The organism is Pseudomonas sp. FYR_5 (assembly GCF_043106315.1).
In the GTDB taxonomy this organism is placed as follows: domain Bacteria; phylum Pseudomonadota; class Gammaproteobacteria; order Pseudomonadales; family Pseudomonadaceae; genus Aquipseudomonas; species Aquipseudomonas putida_Y.
The window spans coordinates 1-23,962 of sequence record NZ_JBICMK010000107.1 but is presented as its reverse complement, the minus strand read 5'-3'; the positions used below and the strand labels follow the sequence as shown (position 1 = coordinate 23,962).

The 23,962-nt window shown below is 62.4% G+C and carries 20 protein-coding genes; 15 read left to right on the top strand and 5 right to left on the bottom strand.

The features are described from left to right. Positions 1 to 180: 180 nt before the first annotated feature. From moaE to ACF8RA_RS23115, 5 genes are all read right to left on the bottom strand, one after another. On the bottom strand, positions 181 to 627 hold the full coding sequence (gene moaE / locus ACF8RA_RS23135) for a molybdopterin synthase catalytic subunit MoaE (RefSeq protein ID WP_392519614.1): 447 nt from the start codon (positions 625 to 627) through the stop codon (positions 181 to 183). Between the two features lie 2 nt (positions 628 to 629). After that, positions 630 to 875, bottom strand: coding sequence for a molybdopterin converting factor subunit 1 (gene moaD / locus ACF8RA_RS23130; protein ID WP_003251777.1), 246 nt, complete (start codon positions 873 to 875; stop codon positions 630 to 632). Continuing rightward, positions 875 to 1,345: a cyclic pyranopterin monophosphate synthase MoaC gene (moaC, locus tag ACF8RA_RS23125; RefSeq protein ID WP_003251775.1), complete on the bottom strand. Its 471-nt coding sequence runs from the start codon at positions 1,343 to 1,345 to the stop codon at positions 875 to 877. Before moaC ends, moaD begins: the two co-directional genes overlap by 1 nt. Before the next feature lie 195 nt (positions 1,346 to 1,540). Continuing rightward, on the bottom strand, positions 1,541 to 2,935 hold the full coding sequence (locus ACF8RA_RS23120) for a PhoH family protein (RefSeq protein ID WP_021784121.1): 1,395 nt from the start codon (positions 2,933 to 2,935) through the stop codon (positions 1,541 to 1,543). Positions 2,936 to 3,216: 281 nt separating this feature from the next. Further along, a complete protein-coding gene (locus ACF8RA_RS23115; RefSeq protein ID WP_392519613.1) occupies positions 3,217 to 4,344 on the bottom strand; it encodes a polysaccharide deacetylase family protein in 1,128 nt (375 codons plus the stop codon). Positions 4,345 to 4,481: 137 nt separating this feature from the next. Here ACF8RA_RS23115 and yaaA point away from each other — a divergent pair, with 137 nt between their 5' ends. From yaaA to ACF8RA_RS23040, 15 genes are all read left to right on the top strand, one after another. Further along, positions 4,482 to 5,261 carry a peroxide stress protein YaaA gene (gene yaaA, locus ACF8RA_RS23110; RefSeq protein ID WP_392519612.1) on the top strand — a complete coding sequence of 260 codons (780 nt, stop codon included), beginning with the start codon at positions 4,482 to 4,484 and terminating at the stop codon, positions 5,259 to 5,261. 799 nt (positions 5,262 to 6,060) lie between these two features. Then, a complete protein-coding gene (locus tag ACF8RA_RS23105; RefSeq protein WP_392461778.1) occupies positions 6,061 to 7,377 on the top strand; it encodes a nucleotide sugar dehydrogenase in 1,317 nt (438 codons plus the stop codon). Positions 7,378 to 7,463: 86 nt separating this feature from the next. Further along, positions 7,464 to 8,945, top strand: a complete 1,482-nt coding sequence (locus tag ACF8RA_RS23100) for a glycosyltransferase family 2 protein (RefSeq protein WP_003251762.1) — start codon at positions 7,464 to 7,466, stop codon at positions 8,943 to 8,945. Between the two features lie 37 nt (positions 8,946 to 8,982). Then, positions 8,983 to 10,149, top strand: coding sequence for a PilZ domain-containing protein (locus tag ACF8RA_RS23095; RefSeq protein ID WP_392519611.1), 1,167 nt, complete (start codon positions 8,983 to 8,985; stop codon positions 10,147 to 10,149). A gap of 88 nt (positions 10,150 to 10,237) precedes the next feature. Beyond that, positions 10,238 to 11,683, top strand: coding sequence for an alginate biosynthesis TPR repeat lipoprotein AlgK (gene algK, locus ACF8RA_RS23090; protein WP_209969718.1), 1,446 nt, complete (start codon positions 10,238 to 10,240; stop codon positions 11,681 to 11,683). Continuing rightward, positions 11,680 to 13,158: an alginate export family protein gene (locus ACF8RA_RS23085; RefSeq protein ID WP_176682586.1), complete on the top strand. Its 1,479-nt coding sequence runs from the start codon at positions 11,680 to 11,682 to the stop codon at positions 13,156 to 13,158. The genes algK and ACF8RA_RS23085 overlap by 4 nt, the downstream gene beginning before the upstream one ends. A 21-nt stretch (positions 13,159 to 13,179) precedes the next feature. Further along, positions 13,180 to 14,739, top strand: coding sequence for a mannuronan 5-epimerase AlgG (gene algG / locus ACF8RA_RS23080; RefSeq protein WP_392519610.1), 1,560 nt, complete (start codon positions 13,180 to 13,182; stop codon positions 14,737 to 14,739). A 13-nt stretch (positions 14,740 to 14,752) separates the two neighbouring features. Beyond that, on the top strand, positions 14,753 to 16,192 hold the full coding sequence (locus ACF8RA_RS23075; RefSeq protein ID WP_392519609.1) for an alginate O-acetyltransferase: 1,440 nt from the start codon (positions 14,753 to 14,755) through the stop codon (positions 16,190 to 16,192). Positions 16,193 to 16,200: 8 nt separating this feature from the next. Next, complete coding sequence (locus ACF8RA_RS23070) at positions 16,201 to 17,304, top strand: mannuronate-specific alginate lyase (RefSeq protein WP_392519608.1); 1,104 nt, start codon at positions 16,201 to 16,203, stop codon at positions 17,302 to 17,304. A 181-nt stretch (positions 17,305 to 17,485) separates the two neighbouring features. Then, positions 17,486 to 18,943, top strand: a complete 1,458-nt coding sequence (locus tag ACF8RA_RS23065) for an MBOAT family protein (RefSeq protein ID WP_176682583.1) — start codon at positions 17,486 to 17,488, stop codon at positions 18,941 to 18,943. An 11-nt stretch (positions 18,944 to 18,954) separates the two neighbouring features. Continuing rightward, entirely contained in the window at positions 18,955 to 20,112 is a 1,158-nt protein-coding gene (locus ACF8RA_RS23060) for an alginate O-acetyltransferase (protein WP_176682582.1), read from the top strand. A 20-nt stretch (positions 20,113 to 20,132) separates the two neighbouring features. Further along, positions 20,133 to 20,780, top strand: a complete 648-nt coding sequence (locus ACF8RA_RS23055) for an alginate O-acetyltransferase AlgF (RefSeq protein WP_021784108.1) — start codon at positions 20,133 to 20,135, stop codon at positions 20,778 to 20,780. 35 nt (positions 20,781 to 20,815) lie between these two features. Further along, positions 20,816 to 22,270 (top strand): mannose-1-phosphate guanylyltransferase/mannose-6-phosphate isomerase, encoded by a 1,455-nt coding sequence (locus ACF8RA_RS23050; protein WP_392519615.1) that lies wholly within the window; start codon positions 20,816 to 20,818, stop codon positions 22,268 to 22,270. A 305-nt stretch (positions 22,271 to 22,575) separates the two neighbouring features. Then, positions 22,576 to 23,040 (top strand): multidrug transporter, encoded by a 465-nt coding sequence (locus tag ACF8RA_RS23045; protein WP_176682580.1) that lies wholly within the window; start codon positions 22,576 to 22,578, stop codon positions 23,038 to 23,040. 31 nt (positions 23,041 to 23,071) lie between these two features. Next, a complete protein-coding gene (locus tag ACF8RA_RS23040) occupies positions 23,072 to 23,884 on the top strand; it encodes an SDR family oxidoreductase (RefSeq protein WP_176682579.1) in 813 nt (270 codons plus the stop codon). Positions 23,885 to 23,962 lie beyond the last annotated feature (78 nt).

The following is a 23,962-nucleotide window of genomic DNA, read 5'->3' as shown; positions in this document are numbered from 1 at the left end:
ATGCAGAGATTGTCGGGGGCCGCTACGCGGCCCTTTCGCGACACAAGGTCCCCCTGTAGGAGCGGGTTTACCCGCGAATACGATAGTGGCGGCAACGGTGAACGGCGGGTGGAGATTGGCCAGCAGGCCCGGCCCTTTCGCGGGTAAACCCGCTCCTACAGGCGACCGGTGGCGCCTTGATTACCAGCGCCCCGCCGCATCCTGGTCACTCTGTTTCCCCTCCACCCACCTTGGCCCTTCCTGGGTATTCTCCTTCTTCCAGAACGGCGCCCGGGTCTTCAGGTAGTCCATGATGAAATTGCAGGCATCGAACGCCGCCTGCCGATGGGCGCTGGCCACCCCCACGAACACAATCGGTTCACCCGGCTCCAGCGCACCGATGCGGTGCAGCACCTCCACCTTCAACAGCGGCCAACGCTGCTCGGCCTCGACCATGATCTTGGCCAGGGCCTTTTCGGTCATGCCCGGATAGTGTTCGAGGAACATCCCCGCCACTTCGCGGCCATCGTTGAAATCCCGCACATAGCCGACAAAACCGACCACCGCGCCCACGCCCACATTGGCCGCATGCATGGCATTGGTCTCGGCCCCGGGGTCGAACGCGCCTTCCTGCACTCGCACAGCCATGTTCAGCCTCCGGTCACCGGCGGGAAGAACGCCACTTCATCGCCCTCTTCCAGCGGTTCATCGAGCTTGCACAGCTCTTCGTTGCGCGCGCACATCAGGTTCTGCTCGGCCAGCACTTCGTACTGCCCGCCCTTGGCTACCAAGGCCTGGCGCACATCATCAAGCACCTTGAACGCCCCCTCCACCCGCTCGGCATCCACGCCCAACAGTTCGCGGTAACGGGCGAAGTACATCACCTTGACCTTCATCACGCCTCCACCTTGTAATGGCCACTCTTGCCACCGAGTTTTTCCAGCAGGCGCACCTGCTCGATGACCATACCTTTATCCACAGCCTTGCACATGTCATAGATCGTCAGCGCGGCCACACTGGCGGCGGTCAGCGCCTCCATCTCCACGCCGGTCTGCCCGGCCAGCTTGCAGCGGGCGACGATGCGCACGGCATCCTGCCCCTCAGCGCTGAGCTCGACCTTGACGCTGGTGAGCATCAGCGGGTGGCACAGCGGAATCAGGTCGCTGGTTTTTTTCGCCGCCTGTATCCCGGCAATGCGCGCCACGGCGAACACGTCACCCTTGGGGTGTTCACCGTCGACGATCATCTGCAAGGTCTGCGGCAACATGCGCACCCGCGCCTCAGCGGTAGCCTCGCGCTCGGTCACGGCCTTTTCAGTGACGTCGACCATGTTGGCCCGCCCCTGGGAATCAAGATGTGTCAGCACTGCTTTGCTCCTGTGAAGGGAGTTCGCAGTGTAAACCTGTGGGTCAGGTTTGAGCAGAGGTATGTGTCGCCAGGTTTGGCCTCTTCGCGGGCACGCCCGCTCCTACAGGCGCTCCACGATCTCGATTCAAGTGGACATCCTGTGAGCAGGCGTGCCCGTGAAGAGGCCGGGCAGTAATCTGCCCGGCTACATGGTTTACAAATGCGACTCGGCGTACTCGGCCAGCACCGAGCGAGGCACGCCCTGCAGGGTGATGTGCACGCCATTTGGGAAGTCCTTGAAGCGCTCGGTCAGGTAGGTCAGGCCCGAGCTGGTCGCGGACAGGTAGGGGGTGTCGATCTGCGCCAGGTTGCCCAGGCAGACCACCTTGGACCCGGAGCCGGCACGGGTGATGATGGTTTTCATCTGGTGCGGCGTCAGGTTCTGGCACTCGTCAATCAGGATCAGGCTCTGCTGGAAGCTACGGCCACGGATGTAGTTCAGCGACTTGAACTGCAGCGGCACGCGCTCGAGGATGTATTCGACGCTGCCATGGGTGCTTTCGTCATCCATGTGCAAAGCTTCGAGGTTGTCGGTGATGGCGCCCAGCCACGGCTCCATCTTCTCTGCTTCGGTGCCCGGCAGGAAGCCAATCTCCTGGTCCAGCCCCTGCACGCTGCGGGTGGCGATGATGCGCCGGTAGCGCTTGCTGACCATGGTTTGCTCGATGGCCGCAGCCAGCGCCAGGATGGTTTTACCGGAGCCGGCGGCGCCGGTCAGGTTCACCAGGTGGATATCCGGGTCCAGCAGGGCGAACAGTGCCAGGCTTTGGTGAATGTCGCGTGGTTTCAGGCCCCAGGCTTCCTGGTGCAGCAACGGTTCCTGGTGCAGGTCGAGCAGTAGCAGTTCGTCGTCACGGATGCCCTTGATCCATCCGACGAAACCCTGCTCATCGATGATGAACTCGTTGACGTGCACGGCTGGCAGGTTGTCGATCATCTGCACCCGATGCCAGGTGCGGCCGCGCTCCTGACGAGTATCGACCTTGCTCACGCGGTCCCAGAACGAGCCGGTGACCGAATGGTAGCCCTTGGACAGCAGGGACACGTCATCGACCAGTTGGTCGGTGCTGTAGTCCTCAGCCGCTATACCGCAAGCGCGCGCCTTCAGGCGCATGTTGATGTCTTTGGTGACCAGCACGACATCCAGGTCGGTGCGCCGGGCCCGAACTTCGAGCAACTGGTTGATGATGATGTTGTCGTTGAGGTTTTCCGGCAGCAGCTTGTTCGGCTCGTTGCGCGGGGTCATCAGGATGGACAGGAAGCCCTTGGGGCCACTCTTGTTGCGCTGGATCGGCACGCCCTGCTCGACATCGCTGGGCGAAGCGTCACCGAGGGTCTGATCTATCAGGCGGATGGCCTGGCGGCATTCGGCGGCGATGCTCTGTTTGCCGGTCTTGAGCTTGTCGAGTTCCTCCAGCACCGTCATCGGGATGGCGACATGGTGCTCCTCGAAGTTCAGTAACGCGTTAGGGTCGTGAATCAGGACGTTGGTATCGAGCACATACAGGATTGGCTTGCTGGAGGAAGGGTTGCGTCCTTGGTCATCCATACTCGGTCACCTTATGTCGAAGCCACACGGCGTGGTCTGTTACGCCGCAGAGTGACTGCCGCTGTCCCCGTATCCGCGTTGTTACGGGCGGGAAGCGAACCTGGCCAGGTGAGCCCGGATGACGCCACCTGTGCTGCAGGAATCGGCTGTCTGGTTTCTTCATACCGCAAAAACCATGACCGAAAAAAGCACTTTTACGTATTTTTGAAGTTTATTTTTCCGATTGACGAAGAGGCCTTGGCGCCAGCGTCAGAGGGGACTACGCTCAAAAGTCATACCCTCTATTCGCGGTATCCATATTCCCGGCAATCCTCCCAGCCGATACCGCTTTGCGCGGTATTGCGCAGCAGCCATTCCACGGCCGGCTGCGCCTTGGGAAGGCTGTCATGAAACTGGATCACGCCCTTGCGCCACAACAGCATCAGGGTCAATACGCGCTGCGCGGACGCCTTGGCGCTCAACGCACCGTCATCCTGGGCATCGATGTCCCACAACGATACCCGCAACTGCTGGCGGGCCATGAACGCCTCGCCGTCAGCCCGGCGCTGGCCATAAGGTGGGCGGAACAGCGGTACATACTGCTCGGGCAGATCAGCCTGCACCCGCGCCTGGCTGCGCCGCAGCGAATCCTGCCAGTCGGTCCACTGCGCATGGGAGCGGTATTCCCACCCCTGGATGCCCACGCACTGCCCGCCATAGAGCTGGCGCAAGGCGTGTACCGAGGCGCCATCACGACGTTGCTGCAAACGGTTACCGAGCGTGAAGAACGTGCCTTCGAGCTTTTGCCGGCGCAGGTAGTCGGTGAGCAGATCCGTACTGCCCCCCTCGGGACCGGGCCCGCCGACAAAGGTCAGCAGGAACATGCGGTCGTTCAGTTCGTCACCCTTGCGCTCGCGCGAAGACAACCGCTCGATTTCACTGCTGATCTGAGGCAGCAATGCCGCCTTGCGCAGTTGCTCGTCCAGGTAGCGTACATGGAACTGGTGGCTCGGCTCGATCCAGCCGGTATAGAACGCACCAACGTCGGCTGCGAACGTCGCCGCTTGTGTGCGCAAGTCCGCCATGGATGTAATCGGGTAGCAGAATGATGCATCCTGCTCACAACTGCGCTGCGCCTGTTGATAACCCTCCCACAACCGCTGCCACATCCGCGCCCGAACCTGGCGCACCTTCTGCAGGTTGATCTGCCGCAGCCCCAGCCGGGCCGCCAAGGTCGCGTCATCCAGCAACTCGCTTTCGTGCAGTACTTGGGCAAACGAAAGGATTTCTGCCCGGGAGGCCACATCGAACAACGCCGGGCTGTCCAGTTGTTCGGGCCACAGGCTGCGGTCCAGGCTGACCTGCGATGATGGGGCGGCTTGCACGGCCAGGCTCAGCAGGCAGGCCAGCAAAGCAGAAGCAATGCGCACAGTGGAAGGCTCCGCAACGGCAAAACGCGAACTATAGCGCCTGCACCGACCATGGTCTGTGACTATCGTCGCCATAGTTTGGACTTGCACCGCCCACCCCGTAGAATCCTCCGCCAACGATGCCAGGAGCCGACCCGATGCTGACGGTGATTTCCCCCGCCAAGACCCTCGACTACGACACCCCGCCAGTGACCGAGCGTTTCACCCTGCCCCAGTACCTGGATGAATCCCAGGCCCTGATCCAGCAGTTGCGCGAACTGTCGCCGGCGCAGATCAGCGAACTGATGCACCTGTCCGACAAGCTCGCCGGCCTGAATGCTGCGCGCTTTGGCAGCTGGACCCCAGACTTCACCCCGGCCAATGCCAAGCAGGCGCTGCTGGCGTTCAAGGGTGACGTGTACACCGGCCTCGATGCCGAGAGCCTGAGTGAAGACGACTTCAGCTACGCTCAGGACCACCTGCGCATGCTCTCGGGCCTTTATGGCCTGCTGCGCCCGCTCGACCTGATGCAGCCCTACCGCCTGGAGATGGGCACCAAGCTGGCCAACGCCCGCGGCAAGGACCTGTACGCCTTCTGGGGCACGCGCATCAGCGAATGGCTGAACCAGGCCCTGACCGATCAAGGCGATGACGTGCTGTTGAACCTGGCCAGTAACGAGTATTTCAGTGCAGTGAAACGCAGTGCCCTGAAGGCCCGGGTGATCAACGTCGACTTCAAGGACCAGAAAAACGGCCAGTACAAGATCATCAGCTTCTACGCCAAGAAAGCCCGCGGCATGATGAGCCGCTTCGTCATCCAGCAGCGCATCAGCGCCCCGGAACAGCTCAAGCAGTTCGATGCTCAGGGTTACTACTACAGTGCCGAGCAGTCCAAGCCGGACCATTTGGTGTTCCTGCGCGATCACCCCGAGGAGTGAGCCTGTCACGTCCTCTTCGCGGCTAAAGCCGCGAAGAGGCCAGCCGCCGTGATCCCCTCTGCCCTGCAACAGGGCACGCAGCAAACCGCCGTCGCGCCATCAATCCGACGCCAAAAATCCAGCACCCTTGCCTTTATCGCCAAACGCCATAAGACCGTTCATACCTTTTTTGACGAAATCTGAAAAAAATTTTCAGATGCTGGCATAAAAATATCTAGCAACAGTTACGCCCTTGATACACGGGGGTGAAGCACCTGCGTGCTATCAATTTGAAACTGTCCGCAACTGAATAAATATTTAGAAATCTTTCATTCGAGCGAAACTGGCTCAGGAACTTCTGCCAAAGCCAATCGCTCATAGTGCCGTAACGATTATCCTGCCTACGGGCTGTGAGAGATGACTTACAGATGACAGCAGCGGGTATCCACTGCCCGCTATGAGAAAGTCGACAGGTATCACGGAAACTCCCGAAGACCTTGTCCATGCAGGAGAGAAGCGTCCCTTACAAATCGTCCTAGTGGTTGATTTCAAAGGATTTATTCACTTGAAAAAACAAGCACAGCAACGCGCCAAGTAGCGCATTGCAATAAAGACGGCTGCATTTCAGGGCACGTTTTTTAATGAATGGCTATTGAGTGCCAACTTTGAGCGCATAACTTTTTGTGCTCCGGATTTATTTTGCCTGCGCTCGGCGAAGTGTGCATTCGCCATGGATCCGTGCGCCCGAAAACTGTTGTTAATCAACCCAGCCCGGCTCTCTGCGGAGGTGTCGGCGTGATAAACACATGAGGTGATAGCGATGCGTATCAGCATCTTTGGTTTGGGTTATGTGGGTGCAGTCTGTGCAGGCTGCCTGACGGCGCGTGGCCATGAAGTGATCGGTGTGGACGTGTCCAGCACCAAGATCGACCTGATCAACCAGGGCAAGTCGCCCATCGTCGAACCTGGCCTGGAAGCACTGCTGCAACAGGGCATCGCCAATGGCCGCCTGCGCGGCACTACCGACTTCGCCGAAGCCATCCGCGCCAGCGACGTGTCGATGATCTGCGTGGGTACCCCCAGCAAGAAAAACGGCGACCTGGGCCTGGAGTACATCGAGTCGGTGTGCCGCGAAATCGGCTACGTGCTGCGTGACACCACCCGCCGTCACACCATCGTGGTGCGCAGCACCGTGCTGCCTGGCACCGTCAAGAACGTGGTCATCCCGATCCTGGAAGATTGCTCGGGCAAGAAGGCCGGCGTCGACTTCGGTGTGGCGGTCAACCCGGAATTCCTGCGTGAAAGCACCGCGATCAAGGACTACGACCAGCCACCGATGACGGTCATCGGCGAACTGGACAGCACCAGCGGTGACATCCTCCAGGCCCTGTACGAAGAACTCGACGCCCCGGTCATCCGCAAGCCGATCGAGGTGGCCGAGATGATCAAGTACACCTGCAACGTATGGCACGCCACCAAGGTCACCTTCGCCAACGAAATCGGCAACATCGCCAAGGCCGTGGGTGTCGATGGCCGTGAAGTGATGGACGTGGTCTGCCAGGACAAGGTCCTCAACCTGTCCCAGTACTACATGCGCCCAGGTTTTGCCTTCGGCGGCTCGTGCCTGCCCAAGGACGTACGCGCCCTCACCTACCGCGCCGCCAGCCTCGATGTCCGTGCACCGCTGCTCGACTCGCTGATGCGCAGCAACGAATCGCAGGTGCAGAACGCTTTCGAGCTGATCGAAGCCCACGACAAGCGCAAGGTCGCCCTGCTGGGCCTGAGCTTCAAAGCCGGCACCGATGACCTGCGCGAAAGCCCGCTGGTGGAACTGGCCGAGCGCCTGATCGGCAAGGGCTACCAGTTGGACATCTACGACGAGAACGTCCAGTACGCCCGCGTCCACGGCGCCAACAAGGACTACATCGAGTCGAAGATCCCGCACGTGTCGTCGCTGCTCAACGCCAACTTGCAGCAGGTGATCGACAACGCCGACATCATCGTCCTCGGCAACCGTGACGAGCAGTTCCGTGCGCTGGCCCTGCAAGCGCCAGCCGGCAAGCAGGTGATTGACCTGGTCGGCTTCATGAACAAACCGACCAGCACCACCCACCGTACCGAAGGCATCTGCTGGTAAGTGCCCGGCCGGGCAGCGACGAGGCACTCGACAAGAGCCGCCCCCTCGCTGCCCACCCTTTCCCGAATTCTCGACGGATGCTGAACATGCAAAGGCTCCAGACAGTGCTGTTGCAGTGCGCCGGGTGGCTGCTCTACATGAGCCTGCTCATGCTGATCGCCCTGGCCCTGCCAGCCGATATCTTCGACTCGCAATCGAAGCACTTCATCTTCCTGGTCGGCGCAGTCGGCATCTGGCGCTACTCCATGGGCGCCACCCATTTCATCCGCGGCATGATCTTCCTCTACGGCGTGTACCCGTACCTGCGCCGCAAGGTGCAGAAAATGGGTAATGCCACCGACCCGTCGCATGTCTACCTGATGGTCACCAGCTTCCGTATCGAAGCGCTGACCACCGCCCAGGTGTACAGCTCGGTGATTCGCGAGGCGATCAACTGCGGCTTCCCCACCACCGTGGTCTGCTCACTGGTGGAAATGTCCGATGAACTGCTGGTGAAGAGCCTGTGGGCCAAGTACAACCCGCCGGCCCACGTGAAGCTGGACATCGTGCGTATCGCCGGTACCGGCAAGCGTGATGGCCTGGCCTACGGCTTCCGCGCCATCTCGCGCATGCTGCCGGACGAGAACGCCGTGGTGGCGGTGATCGACGGTGACACCGTGCTGGCCGACGGCGTGGTGCGCAAGACCGTACCCTGGTTCAAGCTGTTCCCCAATGTGGGCGGCCTGACCACCAATGAATTCTGCGAAGTGCGCGGCGGCTACATCATGAGCGAGTGGCACAAGCTGCGCTTCGCCCAGCGCCACATCAACATGTGCTCGATGGCCCTGTCCAAGCGCGTGCTTACCATGACCGGGCGCATGTCGATGTTCCGCGCCAGCGTGGTGACCAACCCCGAGTTCATCGCCGACGTCGAAAGCGACTCGCTGATGCACTGGCGCCTGGGCCGCTTCAAGTTCCTTACCGGGGACGACAAGTCCAGCTGGTTCAGCCTGATGCGCCTGGGCTACGACACCTTCTACGTGCCGGACGCCGCCATCAACACGGTCGAGCATCCGCCGGAAAAAAGCTTCCTCAAGGCCAGCCGCAAGCTGATGTACCGCTGGTACGGCAACAACCTGCGGCAGAACTCACGGGCACTGGGCCTTGGCCTGCGTCGCCTGGGGCTGTTCACCAGCATCGTGTTGTTCGACCAGCGCGTGTCGATGTGGACCAGCCTGCTGGGCCTGACCGTGGCGGTGATCGCCAGCCTCAAGTTCGGCATGGCCTTCCTGCTGGTGTACCTGCTGTGGATCGGCATTACCCGCCTGATCCTCACCATCATGCTGCTGTGCTCCGGCCACAACGTAGGCCCGGCCTACCCGCTGATTCTCTATTACAACCAGATCATCGGCGCGCTGATGAAGATCTACGTGTTCTTCCGCCTCGACAAGCAGTCGTGGACGCGTCAGCCCACTGCCCTCAAGCGTGACCTCGCCAGCTTTCAACAATGGTTCAACACCTGGTCCTCGCGGACCATGACCTTCTCGGCTGCCAGCATCTTCGTTGCTGTGCTGTTCATGGTCGTGTGAGCCCAACCCGGATCGGATCTAACAGGAACAAACCACCATGAATACCGCCGTGAACGTCAATGTCGTGCATGAGTCCGAAGCCCAGCGCCAACACGCCCGGGTACGCATTCCCGCCAAGCTGCGGTTCCTGGACGCCCAGCGCCAGGTCCACGAAGTCAAGGTCGACGACCTTTCTGCCGGCGGCCTGAGCTTCCACGCCAAGCAACCGCAGTCGGTGGGCGATGTGCTGCGCGGGCGCCTGCAGTTCGTGGTCGACAACCTGGGCCTGTCGATCGACATCGAGTTCCAGGTGCGCTCGTACAACCCGGACAATGGGCGTATCGGTGCGCAGTTCCAGAACCTTGAGCCACGTGACATCGCCACGTTGCGGCACATCATCACCAGCCACCTGTCGGGTGAGCTGATCAGCATCGGCGACGTACTCAGCACCCTGCAGCGCGACAACTTCACCAAGGCGCGCAAGCAGAAGGACGGTGGGTCGGGCCTGAGCGCGTTCGGCCGCCTCAAGGCAGTCACCGTCACACTGGGCGTGTTCGTGGTCGGCGTTGCCGCCTTCGGCTTCGTCGCCAAATCGTTGTACGGCATGTATTTCGTCAGCCACGCAGAAGCCGGTGTGGTCGCAGTGCCGACCACCAACATCACCATGCCGCGCGACGGCACCGTGAGCAGCCTGGTCGAAAGCGGCGGGCAGATCGCCAAGGGCGCGCCACTGGCCAGCTTCACCACCAGCATGCTGGACATGCTCAAGGGCAACCTTGAAGACGCGCAGCTGGAGCCGGCGAAGATCGAGGAGCTGTTCGGCAAGCAGCTGTCCGGCACCCTCACCAGCCCCTGCGACTGCGTGGTCGCGCGCCAGTTGGTAGACGACGGCCAGTACGCCGCCAAGGGCCAGCCGATCTTCCAGCTGATCCCACGCACCACCAACCCGATGGTCGAGGCGCGCTTCAGCTACCGCCAGTTCGACGAGGTCAAGCCGGGCACCCGGGTCAACTTCCAGGTGGCCGGCGAAGACGAAGTGCGCACCGGTCAGATCGTCAGCAGCACCAGCCTCAACAGCGAAGACCTGTCCTCCGCCATCCGCGTGCAGATCAAGCCGGACAGCAGCCTGCCCGCCGAACTGGCTGGCCGCCCGGCGTCGGTCAACAGCGACCGTGGCCCATCGTTGAACTGGCTGATCGACAAAGCCGTGGCCCGTGGCCTGTGAGGGACGGACAATGATCTCTGATACCAACACCTATCCTGTGGGAGCGGGCATGCCCGCGAAGAGGCCAGCAGGGACAGCACCGTCGGCCATGCCAATTCGCGGGCTTGCCCGCTCCCACAGGGTCCGCGTGAACCTGGGATTGTGTGCACTGGCCGCAGCCATCACGTTGGCCGGCTGTGCCGGCCTGCCTGACCAGCGCCTGGCCAACGAGGCCCTGAAGCGCGGTGACACCGCGTTGGCCGAACGCAACTACAAGGCGCTGGCCGACCTGGGCTACAGCGAAGCGCAAGTCGGCCTTGCGGACATCAAGGTGGCCACCCGCGACCCCTCGCAAATCAGGGAAGCCGAGGCCACCTATCGCGCTGCGGCCGCCACGTCGCCACGCGCCCAGGCGCGCCTTGGCCGCCTGCTGGTGGCCAAGCCTGACAGCACCCAGGCCGAACGTGAGGAAGCCGAAGCCCTGCTCAAACAGGCCGCGAAGCAGGGCCAAAGCAATATCCTGGTTCCGCTGGCAATGCTCTACCTCAGCTACCCGCAGAGTTTTCCCGAGGTCAACGCACAGCAGCAGATCGACCAGTGGCGCGCCGCCGGCAACCCGGAAGCAGGCATGGCCCAGGTGTTGCTGTACCGCACCCAGGGCACCTACGACCAGCACCTGGGCGAGGTGGAGAAAATCTGCAAGGCCGCGCTGAACACCACCGACATCTGCTACGTCGAACTGGCCACCGTGTACCAGATGCGTGGCCAGGCCGATCAGCAAGCCGCCCTGCTCGGCCAACTGAAATCCGCCTATGCCCGTGGCGCAGTACCGGCCACCCGGGTCGACAGCGTTGCCCGGGTGTTGGCCGATCGCAGCCTCGGCCAGACCGACGAAAAAACCGCCAAGGATCTGCTTGAGCAAGTAGCCCCGGCCAACCCGGCGTCCTGGGTCAGCCTGGCACAGCTGGTATACGACTTCCCCGAACTGGGCGACACCGACCAGTTGATGGCCTACATCGACAAAGGCCGCGAAGCTGAACAGCCACGCGCCGAACTGCTGCTGGGCCGTCTGTACTACGAAGGCAAAACCCTGCCTGCCGACGCTCAAAAAGCCGAGCAGCACCTGCAAGCCGCTGCCCAAGCCGGTGAGATCAGCGCCCATTACTACCTGGGCCAGCTCTACCGTCGCGGCTACCTGGGCAATGTCGAACCGCAGAAGGCCGTCGACCACCTGCTGGCCTCCGCCCGTGGCGGGCAGAACAGCGCCGACTATGCCCTGGCCCAGCTGTTCAGCGAGGGCCACGGCATCCGCCCGCAACCAGGCAACGCCTGGGTATTCGCCCAACTGTCGCAGGCCAACCCGACGCCACAATCGGCGGAACTGCTGCAGCAGCTCGACCAGCAACTGACACCTGATCAGCGCAACCAGGCCCAGCAGCTGCTGGACCAGGAAAAGCGTGCACGCGGCAGCATGGCGCAGGGCGCGAATAGCACCCTGGCCCTTGAAGCCCTGCAAGACGACGAAAAAGAAGTAGACGGTGAGGACTCGCTATGACGCTCAACCCCTTCGTGAAAGCCGGTATCGGTCTGAGCTTCGCCCTGCTGTGGTCCTGCCCGACCCTGGCGGAAATGACCGCCGAGAAAAACTTCGGCCTGGACGTGAAAATCACCGGGCAATCGGAAGACGATCGAGACCTGGGCACCCGCTCTGGCGGCGATGTCAACGGCCTGGGCCTGGATCTGCGCCCGTGGGTGTACGGCGAGCGCGGTAACTGGAGCGCCTACGCCATGGGCCAGGCGGTCGCTGCGACCGACACCATCGAAACCGACACCTTGCGCCAGAACGGCGACGGCACCAGCACTGAAACCGGCGACGACAGCCGTCAACCAGACAAAAGCTACCTGGCCATGCGCGAGTTCTGGATCGGCTACAGCGGTCTCACCGCCTACCCCGGCGAGCAACTGCGCTTCGGTCGCCAGCGCCTGCGCAGCGACGATGGCATGTGGCGCGATACCAACATCGAAGCGCTGAACTGGACCTTCGACACCACCCTGCTCAAGGCCGACCTGGGCGTGGCGCAGCGCTTCAGCGAATACCGCACCGACCTCACCGAACTGGCCCCGGAAGACAAGGACCGCACCCACCTCTACGGCAACGTCGCCACCCAGTGGACGCCTGGCCACTGGGTCGGCGTGCGGGCACACCATACGCACGACAACGGCAGCCTGAAGAACCCCGGCGAAACCGTCGACGCCCTGGACAAGACCCGCACCGGCGACCTCACCTGGCTGGGCCTTGAGGCCAACAGCGACGCCTACAACTGGCGCAACGACCATACCGTCAACTATTGGGGCAGCGTCACCTGGCTGACCGGAGACCGCGACACCCTCAGCAGCCAGGCCGTAGGCGACGAGCAGGTTGCCACCGGCAAGCGGAGCGGTGACGTCAATGCCTGGGCAACCGACCTCGGCATCCGCCTGCGCCTGGACCCACAATGGCAGGTCGGCGCGGCCTATGCCCGTGGCAGCGGGGGCGGTGGCGATGACGGTTCCAACAACTTCGAGCAGACCGGCCTGGAGAGCAACCGCTCCAACTTCACCGGCACCCGCTCGCGCGTGCACCGCTTCGGCGAAGCCTTCCGCGGCGAGCTGGGCAACCTGCAGGCCGCCACCCTGTTCGCCTCCTGGCAGTTGCGTGATGACTATGACGCCAGCCTGATCTACCACAAGTTCTGGCGGGTCGACGGCAACCAGAACATTGGCTCCAGTGGCATCAACGCGGTGGTCAACGACAACGGCGTGAATCGCCCGCTGGTCGATGGCGAAAAAGACCTTGGCCAGGAAATGGACGTGGTCGTGACCAAGTACTTCAAGCAAGGCCTGCTGCCGGCTTCGATGAGCCAGGCAATCGACGAGCCGTCAGCCCTGGTGCGCCTGCGTGCCGGTGTATTCAAGCCGGGCGACGCCTACGGCAAGGAAGCGGACTCGTACATGCACCGCGCCTTCGTCGACGTCATCTGGCGCTTCTGAGGCCGTAGGGGACTGACCGTGATGAACCTTCACCCGCACTTACGTCACAGCCTGTTGGCCAGTGCCTTGCTGCTGGCAAGCGGCCTGGCCACTGCCGCAGAGCCCCAGGTGATCGCCAAGGAGCTGCAGCAGGCCAAGACCTATACGGTGGCCAGCGCACCGATCGAGCCACTGCAACTGGACCCGCCAAAGCTGCCCGACCTCACCGGTTTCACGGCCGAGGCGGTGCAGAAGAAAATCGACCGCCGCCACAAGGGCAAGGTCAGCCTGCGCCGCATGTTCCAGGAGGACGCCCTCAAGGAATTCGTCGGCGGCGACAACAAGGCCGCCGAGTGGGTGCAGCGCCAGCACGGCATCCCGCAGGCGATCTTCGTCGATGATGGCCATGTCGACCTGGCCGAGTTGAGCAAGAAGGTGCCCAAACAGTACCTCAGCGAAGTCGAGCCCGGGGTTTACCTGGCGCGTCTGCCGATCGTGGTCGGGCAAAAGGGCATCCTCGAGATCGACGGCAAGGTCAAACAGCTGCGCCTGTCCCAGGAGGGCGGCGCATTTCTGGTCAATGACGGCAAGCTGTTCGTAACCGACACCCAGGTGACCGGCTGGCGGGAAAAGGACAACGGCCCGGCGACCTTCCGCTCGCCCAAGGAATTCCGCCCGTTCCTGCTGTCGTGGGGCGGTACCGAGACCTACATCGTCAATACGAAAATGGCCAGCTTTGGCTACGCCAAGTCCAAGTCGTATGGCGTGAGCATCTCCCAGTACACGCCGAACATGGCCAAGCGCATGGGCCGCCCGGAGCCCACCGGCTGGATCATCGGTTCGGAGTTCAGCGACATGTGGTACGGCTTCTACTGCTACGAAACCCAGGACTTCGTGATCAAGGACAGCACCTACCGCGACAACATCGTCTACGGCATCGACCCGCACGACCGTTCGCACCGCCTGATCATCGCCGGCAACACGGTGTACGGCACCAAGAAGAAGCACGGCATCATCGTTTCGCGTGAGGTCAACGACAGCTGGATCATCAACAACAAGAGCTATGACAACAAGCTCTCGGGCGTGGTGATCGACCGTAACAGCGTCAACAACCTGGTGGCCTACAACGAGATCTACCGCAACCACACCGACGGCATCACCCTGTACGAAAGCGGCGACAACCTGATCTGGGGCAACAAGCTGGTCAACAACCGCCGCCACGGCATCCGCGTGCGTAACAGCGTGAACATCCGCCTGTACGAAAACGTCGCCATGGCCAACGGCCTGGTCGGCATATACGGCCACATCAAGGACCTGTCAGACACCGACCGCGACATCGCCCTCGACCCGTTCGACACCAAGGTGTCGCTGATCGTGGTGGGTGGCGAGCTGTCGGCCAACGGCTCCGGCCCGCTGTCGATCGACTCGCCGCTGTCGGTCGAGCTGTACAAGGTGTCCATGCTCGCCCCACGCAAGGCCAGCGGCATCAGCCTCAATGGTGTGCTGGGCGAGCGCCAGGACGAAATCCTCGACCTGCTGGTACGCCAGCAGAAGGCTGTGCTGATCGACCCGGTCGAACGCCAGACCGAAATGATCGATTAAGGAAGCCCAGACCATGACCCCACACCTGATGAAACTGCTGGGCCTGTCCGCCGCCCTTCTGGCAATCAGCCAGGGCGTGCGCGCCGAAGACGTCAAGGCCCCGACCTTCAGCGCCGAGCCCTGCTGCCAGTTGTGCCCTGAAGCGCACGATGCCAGCCGCTACACCACCCGCTATCAGCAAAACTTCACCACGCTGGTGCAGGCCCAGGGCGACTGGCTGTTCCGCACCCGCGAAGACCTGCGCACCGAGTTCAACACCACCCCGGCCGGCTACAAACGCCTGCAACAAGTGCACGACGCGTTCAAGAAGCGTGGTGTGGAACTGGTGGTGGTGTACCAGCCGACCCGTGGCCTGGTGAACCGCAACATGCTCAACCCGGCCGAAAAAGCCGCCTTCGACTACCAGAAGGCCCTGGGTAACTACCAGGCCATGCTCAAGCGCTTCGCCAGCATGGGCTACAACGTGCCCGACCTGTCACCACTGACCAACGAGCAACTGGCCGCCGCCGACCGGGGCAAGGATTTCTACTTCCGTGGCGACCAGCACTGGACGCCGTACGGTGCCGAGCGCGCAGCGAAGATCGTGGCCGACACCGTGCACAAGATGCCAGCCTTCGAAGGCATCCCGCGCAAGGAATTCGAGACGAAGAAGTCCGGGCGCATGGGCAAGACCGGCACCCTGCACAACGTTGCCGGCCAACTGTGCGGCACCAGCTACGCCGTCCAGTACATGGACCAGTTCGCCACCGAGCCGAAAGGCTCGAGCGGCGGTGACGACCTGTTCGGTGACAGCGGCAACGCGCAGATCACCCTGGTCGGTACCAGCCACAGTGGCAAGAACTACAACTTCTCGGGTTTCCTCGAGCAATACATCGGCGCCGACGTGCTCAACGTCGCCTTCCCAGGCGGTGGCCTGGAAGGCTCGATGATCGAGTACCTGGGCAGCGAGGAATTCCAGAAGAACCCGCCGAAGATCCTCATCTGGGAATTCTCCCCGCTGTACCGCCTGAACCAGGAAACCATCTGGCGGCAAATCCTTGGCCTGCTCGACAACGGCTGCGACGACCGCCCAGCCCTGATGAGCGCCAACACCACCCTCAAGCCGGGCAAGAACGAGCTGATGGTCAACGGCAAGGGCGGCGTGATCAAAGACCTGATCAACCGCAACCTGCAGATGGACGTCAAGTTCGAAGACCCCTCGGTGAAGGTGTTGCAGGCCACCCTGTGGTACCTCAACGGCCGCCACGAGGACATCAAGCTGGAAAAACCGGAAACCGCCGACACCGACGGCCGCTTCGTCTTCCAGATGCGCGAAGACGAGGACTGGGCCAGCCAGCGCCTGCTGGCGTTCGAGGTACAGGGGCCGGAAAGCGGCACCCAGAAGGTCGAGGCCAAGCTCTGCAAACGCAACAACTTCGCCATGCCTGCGCAGACCGCGCAGGCCGGCCAGTGAGGCGACCCATGACCATTTTCAAGCGAATTTCCAGCCCCACCCTGCTCGCGCTGGCCTTGTTTGGCGGTGCCGCGCACGCCGCGCTGGTTCCGCCGCAGGGTTACTACGAGGGGATCGAAAAGTTCAAGAGCGGCGATGGTAACTTCCGCTGCGAAGCGGCACCCAAGCCATACACCGGCGCACTGCAGTTTCGCAGCAAGTACGAAGGTTCGGACAAGGCACGGGCAACGCTCAACGCTGCCTCGGAAAAAGCCTTCCGCAAGTCGACCGAAGACATCACCACGCTGGAGAAAGGCGTGAGCAAGATGGTCGGCCAGTACATGCGCGACGGCCGCCCGGCGCAACTCGACTGCACCCTGACGTGGCTAAGCACCTGGGCACGCGCCGGTGCATTGCTGTCCACCGACTACAACCATACCGGCAAGTCGATGCGCAAATGGGCGCTGGGCAGCATGAGCGGTTCGTGGCTGCGGCTGAAGTTCTCCAACTCGCAGCCGCTGGCCGCACACCAGGCCGAGGCCGACCTGATCGAAAAATGGCTTACCCGCCTGGCCGAGCAGACTGTGCGTGACTGGAGCGACCTGCCGCTGGAGAAGATCAACAACCACAGCTACTGGGCAGCCTGGTCGGTGATGGCTACCGCCGTTGCCACCGACCGTCGCGACCTCTTCGACTGGGCCGTGAAGGAATACAAGGTGGGCGCCAACCAGGTGGATGACCAGGGCTTCCTGCCCAACGAAATCAAGCGCAAGCAGCGCGCGCTGGCTTATCACAACTACGCCTTGCCGCCGCTGGCGATGATTGCCAGCTTCGCCCAGGCCAATGGCGTCGACCTGCGCGCCGAGAACAACTTCGCCTTGCAGCGCCTGGGTGAAGGCGTGCTGGCCGGCGCCCGCGACCCCAGCCAGTTCAAGGCGCGCGCGGGGAAGAAACAGGACATGACCGACCTTAAGGTCGACAGCAAGTACTCCTGGCTCGAGCCCTGGTGTGCGCTGTACCACTGCGTTGGCGACACGCTTGAGCGCAAGCACGACATGCAGCCGTTCAACAGCTTCCGGCTGGGCGGCGACCTGACCCGGGTCTACGACCCGAGTGCAGAGCGTAAAAAGTAACACCATCCCTGTAGGAGCGGGTTTACCCGCGAAGAGGCCGGGCCTGCCATCTGCGGTGCCTTGTGCCGGCCTCATTCGCGGGTAAACCCGCTCCTACGGGGGACTAGGTATCTCCCACCTTTTGTGGGGGGTTTGGGGGGCGCTTTGCCCTGGATGCTGTGAACAAATTAGGAGAACCGGGATGGTCTTCTCGTCCAACGTGTTCCTGTTCCTGTTCTTGCCGATCTTCCTCGGCCTGTACTACTTGAGCGGGCAACGTTATCGCAACCTGCTGCTGCTGATCGCCAGCTACATCTTCTATGCCTGGTGGCGGGTGGATTTCCTGGCACTGTTCGCCGGGGTCACCCTGTGGAACTACTGGATCGGCCTGAAAGTCGGTGCCGCCGGTGTGCGCACCAAGCCAGCGCAGCGCTGGTTGCTGCTCGGCGTGGGTGTCGACCTGGCGATCCTCGGCTACTTCAAGTACGCCAACTTCGGCGTCGACAGCCTGAACGCGATCATGACTTCGTTTGGCCTGGAGCCATTCATTCTGACCCACGTGCTGCTGCCGATCGGTATCTCGTTCTACATCTTCGAGTCGATCAGCTACATCATCGATGTATACCGCGGCGACACCCCGGCGACCCGCAACCTGATCGACTTCGCAGCGTTCGTGGCGATCTTCCCGCACCTGATCGCAGGCCCCGTGCTGCGCTTCAAGGACCTGGTCGACCAGTTCAACAACCGTACCCACACCCTGGACAAGTTTTCCGAAGGCTGCACCCGTTTCATGCAGGGCTTCATCAAGAAAGTGTTCATCGCCGACACCCTGGCCGTGGTCGCCGATCACTGCTTCGCCCTGCAAAACCCCACCACGGGTGACGCCTGGCTCGGCGCCCTGGCCTACACCGCACAGCTGTACTTCGACTTCAGCGGCTACAGCGACATGGCCATCGGCCTGGGCCTGATGATGGGCTTCCGCTTCATGGAAAACTTCAAGCAGCCCTATATCAGCCAGTCGATCACCGAGTTCTGGCGGCGCTGGCATATCAGCCTGTCGACCTGGCTGCGCGACTATCTGTACATCACCTTGGGCGGTAACCGTAAAGGCACCTTCAATACCTACCGCAACCTGTTCCTGACCATGCTGCTGGGCGGCCTGTGGCACGGTGCAAACTTCACCTACATCATCTGGGGCGCCTGGCACGGCATGTGGCTGGCCATCGAGCGCGCGCTGGGCCTCGACACCAACCCGCAGCGCTTCAACCCGGTGAAGTGGGCCTTCACCTTCCTGCTGGTGGTGGTCGGCTGGGTGATCTTCCGCGCCGAAAACCTGCATGTGGCCGCCCGTATGTACGGCGCCATGTTCAGCTTCGGCGACTGGCAGCTGTCGGAGCTCAACCGCGCCCAGCTCACCGGTCTGCAGGTGGCCACCCTGGTCATCGCCTACCTCACCCTGGCGTTCTTCGGCCTGCGCGACTTCTACCGCAATGCCAGGCCGACGCCCAAGGCGACCCCGGTGCAGGTCAACGCTGACGGCTCGATCGGCCTGGACTGGACCCGGGTGACGACCCGCGCACTGATCCTGCTGCTGTTCGTCGCCTCGATCCTCAAGCTTTCGGCGCAAAGCTACTCGCCGTTCCTTTACTTCCAGTTCTGAGGTTGATGACCATGACCCGGACATTACGCATCACCTATTCCCTGTCGTTCCTCGGCCTGCTGGTCGGCATGGGCGCCTGGTCCACCGGTGGCCTGCAGAGCTTCCAGCGCACCGAGCAGATGACCCTGCTCAACGGCAAGCTGGCCAAGGCCGCCGAGACCCACTACGACGCCGAGTTCCCGATCAAGCGCCTGGGCACCAACCTGTGGGCGGCAATGGACTTCAAGTTGTTCAACGAAGGCCGCCCGGGTGTGGTACTGGGCCGCGACCAGTGGTTGTTCAGCGACGAAGAGTTCAAGCCCACCGCCGGTGCCGAACAATTGATGCAGGAAAACCTGGCACTGATCCGTGGCGTACGCGACACCCTGCAGCAACACGGCAGCCAACTGGTGCTGGCGATCGTACCGGCCAAGGCGCGGGTCTACGCCGAGTACCTGGGCAAAGAGCGGCCTGCCAGCCTGCATGACGACCTGTACAACCAGTTCCATGCCCAGGCACGCCAGGCCAACGTGTTCGCACCGGACCTGATGGCACCGATGGAGCAAGCCAAGGCCCGTGGCCAGGTGTTCCTGCGTACCGATACCCACTGGACGCCTATGGGTGCCGAAGTGGCGGCGCAAACGCTGGCCGAAGCGGTCAGCCGCCAGAGCCTGCTCAACGGCGCCCCACAAGCCTTCATCACCGAAGCCGGCAACACCGCCCCCTACAAGGGCGACCTGACCAACTTCCTGCCACTGGACCCGTTGTTCAGCAACCTGCTGCCGACCCCGGACAACCTGCAGCAACGCACCACTCGCCCAGTCGACGCCGAGGGTGACGCCGGCGACGCGTTGTTCGCCGACAAGCAGATCCCGGTTGCACTGGTAGGCACCAGCTACAGCGCCAACCCGCACTGGAACTTCCTCGGCGCGCTGCAGCAGGCCCTGCGCAGTGACGTCGCCAACTACGCCGAAGACGGCCATGGCCCGCTGCTGCCGATGCTCAAGTACCTGCAAAGCGATGCCTTCAAGAACGCCGCACCACAAGTGGTGGTGTGGGAATTCCCCGAACGTTATCTGCCAATGAAAAACGACCTCAGCAGCTTCGATCCGCAGTGGATCGCGCAGCTGAAAAACTCCCGTAAATCCGAACAAAACCTGGCCTTGTCGTCCACCCGGACAGACCACTGACTGATAGAGAGGAAACGCACATGACTACCAAGACTTCCATTGCCAAAGCCCTCACCCTCGCGGCCGGCCTTTCCCTTGCTTCGATGCAGGCGTTCGCCGGTGCCGACGCCGCACTGTATGGCCCAAGTGCGCCGAAAGGCTCGACCTTCGTACGCCTGTACAACGCGACCAGCGCACCGGCCGCCGCGTCGGTCGGCAACACCCAGATCAAACAGGTTGGCGCACAGGCCAGCAGCGACTTCAGCTTCCTGCCAGGCGGCGACTACACCGCCCAGGTCGGCGGCAAGAGCGTGCCGGTCAAGCTGGCCTCGGACAAGTACTACACCCTGGTCAACAGCAACAACGGCAACCCGAAACTGATCGAAGAACCACCGTTCAAGAACAAGCAGAAAGCCCTGGTGCGCGTGCAGAACCTGAGCGACCAGCAACTGACCCTGAAAACCGCCGACGGCAAGACCGAAGTGGTCAAGCCGGTGGCCGCCAACGGCCGTGGCGAACGCGAAATCAACCCGGTCAAGGTCAACCTGGCGCTGTACCAAGGAGACAAGAAAGTGGGTGACGTGAAGCCCGTCGCCCTGGAACGCGGCGAAGCCGCAGTGCTGTACGTAACGGGTTCCGGCAACGCCTTGTCGCCGGTGTGGGTAACTCGCCCCGTGGCTAGCAACTGATTCCCCTGCCTCTCAACGACTATTGGAGAAACATGATGATCCCGGTAATTCTTTCTGGTGGTAGCGGTTCCCGTCTGTGGCCTCTGTCGCGCAAGCAGTTCCCCAAACAGTTCCTGGCCCTGACCGGTGAACACACGTTGTTCCAGCAAACCATCGAGCGCCTGGTATTCGAGGGCATGGACACCCCGGTCGTGGTCTGTACCAAGGACCACAAGTTCATCGTCCAGGAGCAACTGGCCGCCCTGAAGCTGGAAACCCAGGGCATCCTCATGGAACCGTTCGGCCGCAACACCGCGCCGGCCGTGGCCATGGCTGCCATGAAGCTGGTCAACGAAGGCCGCGACGAGCTGATGCTGGTGCTGCCTGCCGATCATGTGATCGATGACCAGAAGGCCCTGCAACGTGCCCTGGCCTTGGCCACCGTGGCCGCCGAGCGTGGCGAGATGGTGCTGTTCGGCGTGCCGGCGACCAAGCCGGAAACCGGCTATGGCTACATCCGTTCCAGCCAGGACGCGCTGCTGCCCGAAGGCGTGGCGCGGGTTGCGCAGTTCGTCGAGAAGCCCGATGAAAAACGCGCCGCCGAGTTCGTCCAGGCCGGTGGCTATTTCTGGAACAGCGGCATGTTCCTGTTCCGCGCCAGCCGCTTCCTTGAGGAACTGAAAAAGCACGATGGCGACATCTACGACACTTGCGTACTGGCCCTGGAGCGCAGCGAGGAAGACGGCGATGTGCTGAGCATCGACGAAGCCACCTTCGCCTGCTGCCCGGACAACTCCATCGACTACGCGGTAATGGAAAAGACCCAGCGCGCCTGCGTGGTGCCGATGTCGGCCGGCTGGAGCGACGTCGGCTGCTGGTCGTCGCTGTGGGAAGTGCACGAGAAAGACGACAACGGCAACGTCACCAAGGGCGATGTGGTGGTTCAAGACAGCCGCAACTGCATGATCCACGGCAACGGCAAACTGGTGTCGGTGATCGGCCTGGAGAACATCGTGGTGGTCGAGACCAAGGATGCCATGATGATTGCCCACAAGGACAAGGTCCAGGGCGTCAAGCAGATGGTCAAGACCCTCGACGAACAGGGCCGCACGGAAACCCAGAACCACCTGGAAGTGTATCGCCCGTGGGGCTCGTACGACTCGGTGGACATGGGCGGCCGCTTCCAGGTCAAGCACATCACCGTCAAACCGGGCGCCAGCCTGTCGCTGCAGATGCACCATCACCGCGCCGAACACTGGATCGTGGTATCCGGTACCGCCGAGGTGACCTGCGACGAAAACGTGTTCCTGCTGACCGAAAACCAGTCGACCTATATCCCCATCGCTTCGGTGCACCGTTTGCGCAACCCGGGCAAGATCCCCCTGGAGATCATCGAGGTGCAGTCCGGCAGTTACCTGGGCGAAGATGACATCGAACGCTTCGAGGATGTGTATGGGCGCACCTCCACCCCCATCGAGCGCGGCGTTTCGGTGAAGACCATCGCGCAGTAAATGCTGACTCGCCCCTGGGCTGACCAGGGGCGAGCCTGCTCATTCAACGCTCGGGGCTATGATGTGGATGTCGAATGGGCCAGCCACCACCTTGAAAGGTCGCTGCAAATCATCCTCCCCCTCAAATGTGACTCATGGCCATGCTCCTTTAGAATAGGCAGGGTGAAATCCAGAAGGGATGTAGCGTTTCCTCTGCTCGCAGCAATGTCAGGTCTGGTTTCTGGCAGAGGTGCTCACCGGTTACCTGACCGCTGGGTTTTAGGTAGGCTGTAGCCATCACTCCGCGCGAATGAGGCGATTACGCGATGCTGATCGGTGCCCTGCTGATCCTCACCTGGCTGGTGTTGTTGTTGCGTTACCCAGCCAAGGCTCTTCCCATCTCCCTGGCGGCCGTGTGTGGCCTGGGCCTGGTGGCTTCGTTCGTCGTCTGGCAAGACAGCCGCGAAAGCAGCCGACTGGCACGCCTGGACCTGCGCCTGACCTACGCCCCCGAACACTGTCCCGCCGACCGTGCCCTGCAGGTCCGCGTGAAGAACGGCAACGACGTGCCGCTGACCGAACTGCGTTGGCGCGTGGCGGCGTATGCACCGGGCGATACCGTGAACCTGGCCGAGAATACCTACAATGCACCGCGATACCGAGGACCAGGTGAATTGCAGCCGGGGGCCGAGTGGCAAGACTGCCTGCCATTGCCACCGCTGCGTTCCGGGTATCGGCCGCAGACCCTGGAATTCCGGGCAGAGCGCCTGCAGGGTACATTTGCCAATTGATGTGTTTACTCCATGACAACAGGCCCCAACCATGCCCACCGTCCTGATCACCGGTTGTTCCAGCGGCATCGGCCGCGCCCTGGCCGACGCCTTCCGCGATGCGGGCCACCATGTCTGGGCCACCGCCCGCAAGCCTGAGGATGTCGCGCAGCTGAGTGCCGCCGGCTACACGGCCCGGCAGTTGGATGTAAACGATGGCGAGGCGCTGGCCCGTCTGGCAGAGGAACTTGAGACCCTCGATATCCTGATCAACAACGCCGGCTACGGCGCCATGGGCCCACTGCTCGATGGTGGCGTCGACGCCCTGCGCCAGCAATTCGAAACCAACGTTTTCGCCGTGGTCGGCGTTACCCGGGCGCTGTTCCCGCAGCTGCGCCGCTCACGCGGCCTGGTGGTGAATATCGGCAGTGTATCGGGTGTACTGGTCACGCCATTCGCCGGCGCGTACTGCGCCTCGAAGGCGGCTGTGCATGCGCTGAGCGATGCCTTGCGCCTGGAACTGGCACCGTTCGGTGTACGGGTAATGGAAGTACAGCCGGGCGCAATTGCCTCGCAGTTCGCCAGCAATGCCCAGCGCCAGGCCGAGCAGGTGCTGGCGGCAGACTCGGCGTGGTGGCCTTTGCGTGAGCATGTGCAGGCACGGGCGCGGGCATCGCAGGACAAGCCAACTTCAGCGGCGGTATTTGCCCAAGGCGTGCTGGCAGCCGTCGGCAAGTCGCCGGCGCCAGCGCGGGTGCGGCTGGGGAATGGCAGTACAGCCTTGCCGCTGATGGCACGGTTGCTGCCGCGGCGGTTGCTGGACTGGGCGCTGCGCAAGCGTTTTGGCCTGCTGCGTCCGCTCTGAGTGATCGCCTGCCTTTACCCGCGAAAGGGCCGGGCCTGCAGGCCAATTTTCACCCACCGTTCACTGTTGCCGCCGCTA

Coding starts and splice junctions, on each gene's coding strand:
- algG (WP_392519610.1), top strand. CDS start 13,180: ATGAACCTTCACCCGCACTTACGTCACAGCCTGTTGGCCAGTGCCTTG.
- ACF8RA_RS23100 (WP_003251762.1), top strand. CDS start 7,464: ATGCAAAGGCTCCAGACAGTGCTGTTGCAGTGCGCCGGGTGGCTGCTC.
- ACF8RA_RS23120 (WP_021784121.1), bottom strand. CDS start 2,935: ATGGATGACCAAGGACGCAACCCTTCCTCCAGCAAGCCAATCCTGTAT.
- ACF8RA_RS23095 (WP_392519611.1), top strand. CDS start 8,983: ATGAATACCGCCGTGAACGTCAATGTCGTGCATGAGTCCGAAGCCCAG.
- algK (WP_209969718.1), top strand. CDS start 10,238: ATGCCAATTCGCGGGCTTGCCCGCTCCCACAGGGTCCGCGTGAACCTG.
- yaaA (WP_392519612.1), top strand. CDS start 4,482: ATGCTGACGGTGATTTCCCCCGCCAAGACCCTCGACTACGACACCCCG.
- ACF8RA_RS23050 (WP_392519615.1), top strand. CDS start 20,816: ATGATCCCGGTAATTCTTTCTGGTGGTAGCGGTTCCCGTCTGTGGCCT.
- ACF8RA_RS23055 (WP_021784108.1), top strand. CDS start 20,133: ATGACTACCAAGACTTCCATTGCCAAAGCCCTCACCCTCGCGGCCGGC.
- moaE (WP_392519614.1), bottom strand. CDS start 627: ATGGCTGTGCGAGTGCAGGAAGGCGCGTTCGACCCCGGGGCCGAGACC.
- ACF8RA_RS23105 (WP_392461778.1), top strand. CDS start 6,061: ATGCGTATCAGCATCTTTGGTTTGGGTTATGTGGGTGCAGTCTGTGCA.
- moaD (WP_003251777.1), bottom strand. CDS start 875: ATGAAGGTCAAGGTGATGTACTTCGCCCGTTACCGCGAACTGTTGGGC.
- ACF8RA_RS23045 (WP_176682580.1), top strand. CDS start 22,576: ATGCTGATCGGTGCCCTGCTGATCCTCACCTGGCTGGTGTTGTTGTTG.
- ACF8RA_RS23070 (WP_392519608.1), top strand. CDS start 16,201: ATGACCATTTTCAAGCGAATTTCCAGCCCCACCCTGCTCGCGCTGGCC.
- ACF8RA_RS23085 (WP_176682586.1), top strand. CDS start 11,680: ATGACGCTCAACCCCTTCGTGAAAGCCGGTATCGGTCTGAGCTTCGCC.
- ACF8RA_RS23040 (WP_176682579.1), top strand. CDS start 23,072: ATGCCCACCGTCCTGATCACCGGTTGTTCCAGCGGCATCGGCCGCGCC.
- ACF8RA_RS23060 (WP_176682582.1), top strand. CDS start 18,955: ATGACCCGGACATTACGCATCACCTATTCCCTGTCGTTCCTCGGCCTG.
- ACF8RA_RS23065 (WP_176682583.1), top strand. CDS start 17,486: ATGGTCTTCTCGTCCAACGTGTTCCTGTTCCTGTTCTTGCCGATCTTC.
- ACF8RA_RS23075 (WP_392519609.1), top strand. CDS start 14,753: ATGACCCCACACCTGATGAAACTGCTGGGCCTGTCCGCCGCCCTTCTG.